The sequence below is a fragment of the Escherichia sp. E14S1 genome (assembly GCF_004211995.1).
Classification (GTDB): Bacteria; Pseudomonadota; Gammaproteobacteria; order Enterobacterales; family Enterobacteriaceae; genus Escherichia.
This window is the reverse complement of the sequence record NZ_RHJQ01000001.1, coordinates 131,703-142,938: the sequence shown is the minus strand read 5'-3', so window position 1 is coordinate 142,938 and position 11,236 is coordinate 131,703. Positions and strand designations below refer to the sequence as shown.

The 11,236-nt window shown below is 52.1% G+C and carries 10 protein-coding genes and 1 other RNA gene; 5 read left to right on the top strand and 6 right to left on the bottom strand.

The features are described from left to right. Positions 1–26 precede the first annotated feature (26 nt). The 5 genes from rnpB to garP form a co-directional block, all read right to left on the bottom strand. Positions 27–403: RNase P RNA component class A (gene rnpB, locus D9734_RS00730), an RNA gene on the bottom strand. 32 nt (positions 404–435) lie between these two features. Beyond that, positions 436–1,581 carry a glycerate 2-kinase gene (gene garK / locus D9734_RS00725; RefSeq protein ID WP_130204650.1) on the bottom strand — a complete coding sequence of 382 codons (1,146 nt, stop codon included), beginning with the start codon at positions 1,579–1,581 and terminating at the stop codon, positions 436–438. A 96-nt stretch (positions 1,582–1,677) separates the two neighbouring features. Continuing rightward, positions 1,678–2,568 carry a 2-hydroxy-3-oxopropionate reductase gene (gene garR, locus D9734_RS00720; RefSeq protein ID WP_130204648.1) on the bottom strand — a complete coding sequence of 297 codons (891 nt, stop codon included), beginning with the start codon at positions 2,566–2,568 and terminating at the stop codon, positions 1,678–1,680. A 29-nt stretch (positions 2,569–2,597) separates the two neighbouring features. After that, on the bottom strand, positions 2,598–3,368 hold the full coding sequence (garL, locus tag D9734_RS00715; RefSeq protein ID WP_130204646.1) for a 2-dehydro-3-deoxyglucarate aldolase: 771 nt from the start codon (positions 3,366–3,368) through the stop codon (positions 2,598–2,600). A gap of 15 nt (positions 3,369–3,383) precedes the next feature. Continuing rightward, positions 3,384–4,718, bottom strand: a complete 1,335-nt coding sequence (garP, locus tag D9734_RS00710) for a galactarate/glucarate/glycerate transporter GarP (RefSeq protein WP_064529564.1) — start codon at positions 4,716–4,718, stop codon at positions 3,384–3,386. Between the two features lie 374 nt (positions 4,719–5,092). Here garP and garD point away from each other — a divergent pair, with 374 nt between their 5' ends. After that, positions 5,093–6,664: a galactarate dehydratase gene (garD, locus tag D9734_RS00705; RefSeq protein ID WP_130204644.1), complete on the top strand. Its 1,572-nt coding sequence runs from the start codon at positions 5,093–5,095 to the stop codon at positions 6,662–6,664. A gap of 62 nt (positions 6,665–6,726) precedes the next feature. Here the strand turns inward: garD and agaR are convergent, their stop codons facing one another. After that, positions 6,727–7,551: an aga operon transcriptional regulator AgaR gene (gene agaR, locus D9734_RS00700; RefSeq protein WP_130204642.1), complete on the bottom strand. Its 825-nt coding sequence runs from the start codon at positions 7,549–7,551 to the stop codon at positions 6,727–6,729. Positions 7,552–7,799: 248 nt separating this feature from the next. On the opposite strand from agaR, the gene kbaZ reads away from it, so the two are divergent. The 4 genes from kbaZ to agaE are packed head-to-tail and all read left to right on the top strand — an operon-like array spanning position 7,800 to position 11,234. After that, positions 7,800–9,080: a tagatose-bisphosphate aldolase subunit KbaZ gene (gene kbaZ, locus D9734_RS00695; protein ID WP_130204640.1), complete on the top strand. Its 1,281-nt coding sequence runs from the start codon at positions 7,800–7,802 to the stop codon at positions 9,078–9,080. Positions 9,081–9,102: 22 nt separating this feature from the next. Then, on the top strand, positions 9,103–9,576 hold the full coding sequence (gene agaV / locus D9734_RS00690) for a PTS N-acetylgalactosamine transporter subunit IIB (protein WP_001352914.1): 474 nt from the start codon (positions 9,103–9,105) through the stop codon (positions 9,574–9,576). Positions 9,577–9,586: 10 nt separating this feature from the next. Beyond that, a complete protein-coding gene (agaW, locus tag D9734_RS00685; RefSeq protein ID WP_000406209.1) occupies positions 9,587–10,366 on the top strand; it encodes a PTS N-acetylgalactosamine transporter subunit IIC in 780 nt (259 codons plus the stop codon). Beyond that, entirely contained in the window at positions 10,356–11,234 is an 879-nt protein-coding gene (agaE, locus tag D9734_RS00680; protein ID WP_001295548.1) for a PTS N-acetylgalactosamine transporter subunit IID, read from the top strand. The genes agaW and agaE overlap by 11 nt, the downstream gene beginning before the upstream one ends. The last annotated feature ends 2 nt before the right edge of the window (positions 11,235–11,236 follow it).

The following is an 11,236-nucleotide window of genomic DNA, read 5'->3' as shown; positions in this document are numbered from 1 at the left end:
TTGCACTGGCGGGTTTTCGTTAAAATAGGTGAAACTGACCGATAAGCCGGGTTCTGTCGTGGACAGTCATTCATCTAGGCCAGCAATCGCTCACTGGCTCAAGCAGCCTACCCGGGTTCAGTACGGGCCGTACCTTATGAACCCCTATTTGGCCTTGCTCCGGGTGGAGTTTACCGTGCCACGGACTGTTACCAGCCGCGCGGTGCGCTCTTACCGCACCCTTTCACCCTTACCTGATCCCACTCGCGTGGGCCATCGGCGGTTTGCTCTCTGTTGCACTGGTCGTGGGTTTCCCCCCCAGGCGTTACCTGGCACCCTGCCCTATGGAGCCCGGACTTTCCTCCCCTCCGCCCGTCTCCCCCGAAGAGGACGACGACGAAGCGGCGACTGTCTGGTCAGCTTCGGCGCGCAGTATAGAGGGTTTACACGCCCTTGTCACCCCGCGTTGCGCATTCCAATCGCCAGTGTTGCAGCAATATTGCGCGAAGCTCGGTAAATATTGTCATAAGCCCCGCTGAAAGCTTCATCCAGCGTAACAATACTGTTTAACACGCTGAATACAGCATCGATACCATGCTGGTGCACAACGCCAACATCCTTCGTAAGACTACCCGCAATACCAATTACCGGTTTATTGTATTTCTTCGCCACATTAGCCACCCCAATCGGTACTTTGCCATGGATGCTCTGGCTATCAATGCGCCCTTCTCCGGTGATAACCAGCGTGCAATCATGAATATGTTCTTCCAGATTGAGCGCCGTAGTCACAATCTCAATGCCGCTCTTTAGCTCTGCGCCAAGAAAAGCCATCAACGCCGCGCCCATTCCGCCCGCCGCACCTGCACCGGGGACGTCTTTCACATCAACATGCAGCGATTTTTTGATGACATCAGCATAGTGAGAGAGATTCTTGTCCAGCTCGACAATCGTGGCTTCATTCGCCCCTTTTTGCGGGCCAAAGATCCGCGAAGCGCCACTGTCGCCCACCAGCGGATTGGTGACATCACAGGCGACGCGAATCGTACAATTCTTTAAACGTGGATCGAGGCCACTGATATCAATGGTATTCAGAGTATTAAGACTGCCGCCGCCAAAGCCGATTTCATTGCCATTGGCATCGCTTAACTTCGCTCCCAGCGCCTGCATCATCCCTGCACCGCCATCGTTGGTGGCGCTACCGCCAATACCGATAATGATGCTTGTTGCACCGCTCTCCAGCGCCTGCAGGATTAACTCCCCTGTGCCGCGTGAAGTGGTTACCAGCGGATCACGCTTTTCCGATGGCACCAGCGCCAGCCCACTGGCCGCAGCCATTTCGATAAACGCGGTTTTGCCGTCGCCGGAGATCCCCCAACTGGCATTCACTTTCTCGCCCAGCGGCCCTGTAACCCAGGCGTGACGTTCAGCCCCCTGGGTGGCAGCAATCATCGCTTCCACCGTTCCTTCGCCACCGTCGGCAACAGGAACAGAAACGTACTGTGCATCAGGAAAAATTTCCCGAAATCCTTTTTCTATCGCCTGCGCAACCTCGCTGGCTGATAAACTTTCTTTATAAGAGTCTGGGGCGATTACGATTTTCATACCTTTGCCTGTTACCACATTACGCCGGGGGGCGTTTCTCTTATTCGGCCTGGATTCCAGGCCCGGATAGCAATAAGCCATCCGGGCACGACGTCATTAGCGAGTAACTTCGACTTTCGCCAGTTTTTCGTAGTAGCACGCAAGGGCGCTATGGTCTGCTGTTCCCAGACCATCGGCACGCAGCGCTTGCATCATCTCCATAACCGCAGCCGTCAGCGGCAGTTGCGCGCCAACGCCGTGGGAGGTATCCAGCGCATTCGCCAGATCCTTAATATGCAGATCAATACGGAAACCTGGCTTGAAGTTACGGTCCATCACCATTGGCGCTTTCGCATCCAGCACGGTACTGCCCGCCAGTCCACCACGAATTGCCTGATAAACCAGATCCGGGTTAACGCCTGCTTTGGTTGCCAGCGTCAACGCTTCTGACATCGCGGCAATATTCAGCGCCACAATGACCTGGTTGGCCAGTTTGGTGACGTTGCCTGCACCGATTTCCCCGGTATGTACCACAGACCCCGCCATCGCTTTCATTAAGTCATAGTATTTGTCGAAAATAGCCTTATCGCCACCCACCATCACTGACAGAGTGCCATCAATCGCTTTCGGCTCACCACCGCTAACCGGAGCATCAAGCATATCAATGCCTTTCGCTTTCAGCGCTTCGCTGATTTCACGGCTTGCCAACGGTGCGATAGAACTCATGTCGATCAATACCGTGCCGGGTTTCGCGCCTTCAATAATGCCATTTTCACCCAGCGCCACTTCTTTCACATGAGGAGAGTTTGGCAGCATGGTAATGATGACGTCGCACTGTTCAGCGATCGCTTTAGCCGTAGAAGCTGTTTCTGCACCTGCAGCTATCACTTTTGCGATAACTTCAGGGTTACGGTCAGAAACCACCAGCGAGTAACCTGCTTTCAGAAGGTTTTTACTCATTGGTTTACCCATAATACCCAGGCCAATAAAACCAACTTTCATAGTCATATCAATCATCTCTCTTGTTGCGGTGGTGGTTATTTTTTAAAGGTATCTGCCAGTTTCTGGGTGGCAGAGCGGAACACGCCGAGATCGCTACCAACAGCCACAAACGTCGCGCCCCATTCCAGATAACGACGCGCATCGGCTTCGACCGGTGCGAGGATACCGCTGGGTTTGCCGTGCGCTCTGGCACGGTTAAAAATATGTTGAATCGCTTTTTGTACATCCGGGTGTGATGCATTGCCGAGATGGCCTAATGCCGCAGCCAGATCGCTGGGACCGACGAAGATGCCGTCTACACCTTCGGTAGCGGCGATGGCATCGACGTTATCTACGCCTTGCTGACTTTCAATCTGGACCAGAATGGTGATGTTCTTGTTCGACTGAGCGAAATAATCCGCCACGGTGCCAAACATATTGGCGCGGTGAGAAACGGAGACGCCGCGAATACCTTCTGGTGGATAACGAGTAGATGCCACTGCTTGTACCGCTTCCTCTTCTGTTTCGACAAATGGAATCAGGAAGTTATAGAAACCGATATCCAGAAGACGCTTAATAATTACCGGTTCGTTGGTCGGCACCCGCACCACTGGCGCGCTGGGGCTACCTTTCAGGGCCATCAGCTGGGGAATAAATGTGGAGATATCGTTTGGCGCATGTTCGCCATCCAGCACCAGCCAGTCAAAGCCAGCCAAACCAAGAACTTCAGTGCTAATCGGGTTAGAGAGAGCTGACCAGCAACCAATTTGTACCTGTTTCGCAGCCAGTGCGGCTTTGAATTTATTCGGGAAAATATCGTTATTCATCGCTTATACCTTTGCTTATTTCTGCAATTCCATACGTTTAATGTCGCCAACCACGAAGAGGTAGCAGACCATCGCCATCAGCGCCGAACATCCCACGAAGACCAGTGCCGCATTGAAGGAGTGCAGTTCACTTACCAGGTAACCAATCACCAGTGGAGTGACAATGGAGGCAACATTGCCAAAGACGTTAAATACGCCGCCACAGAGGCCAACAATCTCTTTCGGCGCGGTGTCAGAAATCACCGGCCAGCCCAGCGCACCAAATCCTTTGCCAAAGAAGGCCAGCGCCATCAGCATGACCACCAGCGTGGTGTTGTTGGTGTAGTTACATAAGATGATGGTGGAAGCCAGCAACATTCCCAGTACAATCGGTAGCTTACGAGCCAGGGTCAGTGACAAACCGCGTTTGATCAGATAATCCGAGAAGACACCACCGAGCACACCGCCAGCAAAACCACACAGTGCCGGAATCGAGGCGACCAGGCCTACCTTCAGAATCGACATACCTTTTTCCTGCACCAGATAAATCGGGAACCAGGTAAGGAAGAACCAGGTGATGGTGTTGATAAAATATTGTCCGAAAAATACACCCAGCATCATGCGACTGGAGAGCAATTGCTTGATGTAATGCAGTTTGGGACCGCTTGCCACCGCACTGCCCGGCTTTTTGTGGTCCATATCAACCACCGCGCCATTTTCAGAGATAAACTTCAACTCTTCCGCGGACATGCGTGGGTGATCTGTCGGGTTATGAATCAACTTGATCCACAGCGCCGTCAGCACAAAACCAATCACTCCCATAACGGTAAAGACGTGCTCCCAGCCCCAGGCAAAAGTCAGCCAGCCAAGCAGCGGTGAGAAGAGCGCCAGCGAGAAATATTGCGCCGAGTTAAAGATGGCGGAGGCAGTACCACGTTCTTTCGTCGGGAACCAGGCCGCGACAATACGGGCGTTCGCCGGGAATGACGGCGCTTCCGAAAACCCCAGCATAAAGCGCATAAAGAACATGGAGATCCCAGCCCAGGCCAGCGGAAACATATCGACAAAGCCTTGCAGGAAGGTGAACAGCGACCAGAAAAAGAGGCTGTAAGTGTAAACTTTCTTCGAGCCAAACTTATCAAGCAGCCAGCCGCCGGGGATTTGCATCAGCAAGTAGGCCCAGCCAAAAGCGGAGAAGATGTAACCCATCGAAACCGCACTTAACTGCAACTCTTTTGCTACTTCGGTACCAGCAATAGACAGCGTTGCACGATCGGCGTAGTTAACGGCGGTAACAATAAAAATAATCAGTAATATTAAATAGCGGGTATGCACGCCTTTCTTTTTTTCGTCAACGGTGTCCAGAATCATTTTATTTACCTCGGGTACTTATGCTGATTTTTATTATTATGGGGAAGATGTTATTTATGAGTTTCATTTATGCCGTAATGACAATGAACTCGGGAATCAGTATAAGCAGCGCGAGAATAATAATCATTGTGCAAATGCTAATTTAATTAATACGATTTAAATATTATTTTGAGCATATGCACATAAGGTTGCGCGCTAAAGCACAGATTTACGCATTGCCTTGCCGGGCGGTACTGCAATCCCTGAAATGATTGACATTGATCACATTTCTGCGTTTAAACTCCTGACATTCTTATTTCACCCAATGAAGTCATTTATTTTTAAATGAGACCAGGTCCTCATTTTAATAGTCCCTGGCTGGAGAATATTGCACAATGGCCAACATCGAAATCAGACAAGAAACGCCAACTGCGTTTTATATAAAAGTTCACGACACAGATAATGTGGCAATTATTGTTAATGATAATGGCCTGAAAGCAGGAACGCGTTTTCCGGACGGACTGGAATTAATTGAACATATTCCTCAGGGGCATAAAGTCGCATTGCTGGACATTCCAGCTAATGGAGAAATTATTCGTTATGGCGAAGTGATTGGTTACGCCGTGCGCGCAATCCCACGCGGAAGCTGGATCGACGAATCAATGGTAGTACTACCGGAAGCGCCGCCGTTACACACGCTGCCACTGGCAACCAAAGTCCCGGAACCCTTACCGCCGCTGGAAGGTTATACCTTTGAAGGCTATCGCAATGCTGATGGTAGCGTGGGAACCAAAAACCTGCTCGGCATTACCACCAGCGTCCACTGTGTGGCAGGCGTGGTGGATTACGTAGTAAAAATCATTGAGCGCGATCTGCTGCCAAAATACCCGAACGTCGATGGCGTAGTGGGACTGAATCACCTGTACGGTTGTGGCGTGGCGATTAATGCTCCGGCGGCTGTAGTGCCAATACGTACCATTCACAATATTTCGCTCAATCCAAATTTTGGCGGCGAGGTGATGGTGATTGGCTTGGGATGCGAGAAATTGCAACCAGAGCGCCTGCTGGTCGGCACGGATGATGTGCAGGCTATTCCAGTAGAAAGCGCCAGCATTGTCAGCTTGCAGGATGAAAAGCATGTCGGCTTTCAATCAATGGTCGAGGATATTTTGCAGGTCGCCGAACGCCATCTACAAAAACTGAATCAACGTCAGCGAGAAACCTGTCCTGCTTCGGAACTGGTTGTCGGCATGCAATGCGGCGGCAGCGATGCATTTTCTGGCGTAACGGCAAACCCGGCGGTTGGATATGCGTCTGATTTACTGGTGCGCTGCGGTGCAACGGTGATGTTTTCAGAAGTAACGGAAGTGCGTGACGCGATTCATCTACTGACACCGCGCGCCATTAACGAAGAGGTCGGCAAACGGCTGCTGGAAGAGATGGAGTGGTACGATAACTATCTCAATATGGGAAAAACCGACCGCAGCGCCAACCCTTCGCCGGGCAACAAGAAAGGCGGTCTGGCAAACGTGGTAGAGAAGGCACTCGGCTCCATTGCTAAATCGGGTAAAAGCGCAATTGTTGAAGTGCTGTCGCCCGGTCAACGCCCGACTAAACGCGGATTAATTTACGCCGCGACGCCAGCCAGCGATTTTGTTTGTGGCACGCAACAGGTGGCTTCGGGTATTACCGTGCAAGTGTTTACGACCGGTCGCGGCACGCCGTATGGCCTGATGGCGGTACCCGTCATTAAAATGGCGACCCGCACCGAGCTGGCAAACCGTTGGTTTGACTTAATGGATATCAACGCAGGCACCATCGCCACCGGCGAAGAAACCATTGAAGAGGTGGGCTGGAAGCTGTTCCACTTTATTCTCGACGTCGCCAGCGGGAAGAAGAAAACCTTCTCGGATCAATGGGGACTGCATAACCAGCTGGCGGTGTTTAACCCGGCACCGGTGACCTGATATACTCATCATACTTCAAGTTGTATTATGCCCGATATCGCTTGTTTATCGGGCATAGTGAGTCACAGCGAAGACGCGTACTCCTCGACCAGAATCACTTCAACCCCAACCTTTCGCAGCCCTTCCAGACTATCCGCAGGAATGCCTTTATCGACAATGATCATGTCGATCCGCTGGGTATCGATGATCTTATGTAGGCTGGAGCGGTTGAACTTACTGGAATCGGTGACTACGATGATCCGTTCCGCAACTTCGCACATCCGACGGTTTAAACGAGCTTCATCTTCATTATGCGTGCTGACGCCACGCTCCAGATCAATAGCATCTACGCCAAGAAACAGCATATCGAAGTGGTAATTTTGCAGCGATTGTTCAGCCTGATCGCCGTAAAAAGATTGCGATTGACGGCGCAAATGCCCGCCGGTCATCAGCAGCTCAACGCCTTCCGCTTCCAGTAAAGCATTGGCCACGTTCATACCGTTGGTCATCGCAATTACGTCAGTGTGCTTGCGCATCAGACGAGCAATCTCAAAAGTGGTGGTCCCGGAATCGAGGATCACCCGATGACCTGGCTGAATCAACTCAACGGCAGCTTTCGCAACGCTGCGTTTCATCGCCGTGTTGAGCGCACTTTTATCTTCCACTGATGGCTCGACTGACGGCGTCGTGCTATCGCAGATCAACGCGCCCCCATAGGCCCGCACAGCGATCCCCTGCTTTTCCAGAAACGCCAGATCGTTACGGATCGTCACAGTAGATACACCATACAATGCCGATAGATCATTAACTTGCACACTTCCTTGCTGGCGCAGGCGTTGAATGATCTGCTCTCGTCGCTCACTGGTGCCAGTCACTCGCTTCTCGCCTGAAGCGTCGGTATTACTCATAGTAAGTCCTTTCGTAAAACTTTCGTTTCATTTCGTTTTGCCTATTAACGCCTTTCTATTAAGCAATTGCAAGCCCACCTTGCCCATTGACGCAAGCTACGCTCGTTTCAGTTGCTTTCATTATGTTTCTTTTGTGAATCAGATCAGAAAACTATTATCTTTCGTTTTATTTTTATCTCACCATGTCGCAGTATCAATTGAAACAAAACGAAAGATTAAAGTTGCAGTAATCTGAACTGGAGAGGAAAGTGAAACATCTGACAGAAATGGTGAGACAGCATAAAGAGGGCAAAACAAATGGGATTTATGCCGTTTGTTCCGCACATCCACTGGTGCTGGAAGCTGCAATCCGCTACGCCTGTGCAAACCAAACGCCGCTACTGATTGAAGCGACGTCCAATCAGGTGGACCAGTTCGGCGGTTATACCGGAATGACGCCAGCCGATTTTCGCGGCTTTGTTTGTCAGCTTGCTGACTCGCTGAATTTCCCACAGGACGCGTTGATTCTGGGTGGCGACCATCTGGGGCCAAACCGCTGGCAAAACCTGCCTGCCGCTCAGGCGATGGCCAATGCCGATGATTTGATTAAAAGCTACGTCGCGGCAGGATTCAAAAAAATTCACCTTGATTGCAGCATGTCCTGTCAGGACGATCCGGTTCCCTTAACCGATGGCATCGTTGCCGAACGCGCCGCTCGTCTGGCGAAAGTGGCGGAAGAAACCTGCCGTGAACATTTTGGCGAGGCCGATCTGGTGTATGTCATTGGCACCGAAGTTCCGGTGCCTGGCGGCGCACATGAAACCTTAAGCGAACTGGCGGTCACCACGCCGGATGCCGCCCGCGCCACGCTGGAAGCCCATCGTCACGCTTTTGAAAAGCAAGGTCTGAATGCCATCTGGCCGCGCATCATCGCGCTGGTAGTTCAGCCTGGCGTCGAATTCGATCACACCAACGTTATTGATTATCAGCCCGCCAAAGCGGCTGCCTTAAGCCAGATGATCGAAAACTACGAAACGCTGATTTTCGAAGCTCACTCTACGGATTATCAAACGCCGCAATCGTTACGTCAGTTGGTTATTGACCATTTTGCCATTCTGAAAGTTGGCCCGGCGCTGACCTTCGCCCTGCGTGAAGCCTTGTTCTCTCTGGCAGCGATTGAAGAAGAACTGGTGCCAGCGAAAGCCTGTTCCGGTCTGCGTCAGGTACTGGAAAACGTGATGCTCGACCGCCCGGAATACTGGCAAAGCCACTACCACGGTGACGGCAACGCGCGTCGTCTGGCGCGTGGTTATAGCTACTCGGATCGCGTGCGTTACTACTGGCCGGACAGCCAGATTGATGACGCTTTCGCCCATCTGGTTCGTAATCTGGCGGATGCGCCTATTCCGCTGCCGCTCATCAGCCAGTATCTGCCGCTGCAGTATGTGAAAGTTCGCTCCGGCGAGCTGCAGCCAACGCCACGGGAACTCATTATCAACCATATTCAGGACATCCTGGCGCAGTACCACACAGCCTGTGAAGGCCAATAACCAAAACAAAGAGGAAGACGCTATGCCAAATATTGTTTTAAGCCGGATTGATGAACGCTTGATTCACGGTCAGGTCGGCGTTCAGTGGGTCGGATTTGCGGGGGCAAATCTGGTGCTGGTAGCCAACGATGAGGTTGCCGAAGATCCGGTACAACAAAACCTGATGGAAATGGTACTGGCAGAAGGGATAGCCGTACGTTTCTGGACGCTGCAAAAAGTTATCGACAACATTCATCGCGCCGCCGATCGACAGAAAATCCTGCTGGTTTGTAAAACACCTGCCGATTTCCTGACGCTGGTGAAAGGTGGCGTCCCGGTTAGCCGCATTAACGTTGGCAATATGCACTACGCCAATGGCAAGCAGCAAATCGCCAAAACGGTTTCTGTGGATGCGGGCGATATCGCAGCATTTAACGATCTGAAAGCCGCTGGGGTGGAATGCTTCGTTCAGGGCGTCCCGACAGAGCCTGCTGTGGACCTCTTTAAATTACTTTGAGGGATTCATCATGGAAATCAGTCTGTTGCAGGCATTCGCGTTGGGCATTATCGCCTTTATCGCTGGCCTGGATATGTTTAACGGCTTAACCCATATGCACCGCCCGGTGGTCCTCGGCCCGTTGGTCGGGCTGGTACTTGGCGATCTGCATACCGGTATTTTAACCGGCGGTACGCTGGAACTGGTGTGGATGGGGCTGGCCCCTCTGGCGGGCGCACAGCCGCCTAACGTGATTATCGGTACTATCGTCGGCACGGCGTTTGCCATAACCACCGGCGTGAAACCCGATGTCGCGGTCGGCGTAGCCGTACCTTTCGCGGTTGCGGTACAGATGGGGATTACCTTCCTGTTCTCGGTGATGTCAGGCGTGATGTCCCGCTGCGACCGAATGGCGGAGAACGCCGATACACGCGGCATTGAGCGTGTGAACTATCTGGCGCTGCTGGCGCTCGGCATCTTCTATTTTCTCTGCGCTTTCCTGCCTATCTACTTCGGCGCGGAACATGCAAAAACCATCATTGATGTCCTGCCGCAACGATTAATCGACGGCCTCGGCGTCGCGGGCGGCATCATGCCAGCAATCGGTTTTGCCGTGCTGCTGAAAATCATGATGAAAAACGTCTACATCCCCTACTTCATCCTGGGCTTTGTTGCCGCTGCCTGGCTCAAGTTACCGGTGCTGGCTATTGCTGCCGCTGCGCTGGCGATGGCGCTGATCGACCTGCTGCGTAAATCTCCTGAACCGACTCAACCTGCGGCACAGAAAGAGGAATTTGAAGATGGCATCTAATCAAACTACCCTGCCGAACGTCAGCGAAAATGAAGAAACATTGCTGACTGGCGTCAATGAAAACGTGTATGAAGACCAGAGCATTGGCGCGGAGCTGACGAAAAAAGATATCAACCGCGTCGCCTGGCGTTCCATGCTGTTACAGGCTTCTTTTAACTACGAACGTATGCAGGCTTCCGGTTGGCTGTACGGTCTGCTGCCAGCACTGAAAAAGATCCACACTAATAAACGCGACCTGGCGCGCGCCATGAAGGGGCATATGGGTTTCTTCAATACCCATCCGTTTCTGGTGACGTTTGTTATCGGCATTATCCTCGCGATGGAGCGTTCTAAGCAGGACGTTAACAGTATTCAGAGCACCAAAATTGCCGTCGGTGCGCCACTTGGCGGGATTGGTGATGCGATGTTCTGGCTAACGCTACTGCCAATTTGTGGCGGGATTGGTGCCAGTCTGGCGTTGCAAGGTTCCATCCTCGGCGCTGTGGTATTTATTGTGCTGTTCAACGTGGTACATCTGGGACTGCGTTTTGGTCTGGCGCATTATGCTTACCGTATGGGCGTGGCGGCGATTCCACTCATTAAAGCGAATACCAAAAAAGTCGGCCATGCTGCGTCTATCGTTGGGATGACGGTAATCGGCGCGCTGGTGGCAACCTATGTTCGCTTAAGCACCACGCTGGAAATCACGGCGGGCGACGCAGTGGTTAAGTTACAGGCTGATGTTATCGACAAACTGATGCCTGCCTTCTTACCGCTGGTCTACACCCTGACCATGTTCTGGCTGGTACGCCGCGGCTGGAGTCCGCTGCGCCTGATTGCAGTTACCGTGGTTCTCGGCATCGTCGGTAAATTCTGCCATTTCCTTTAAAT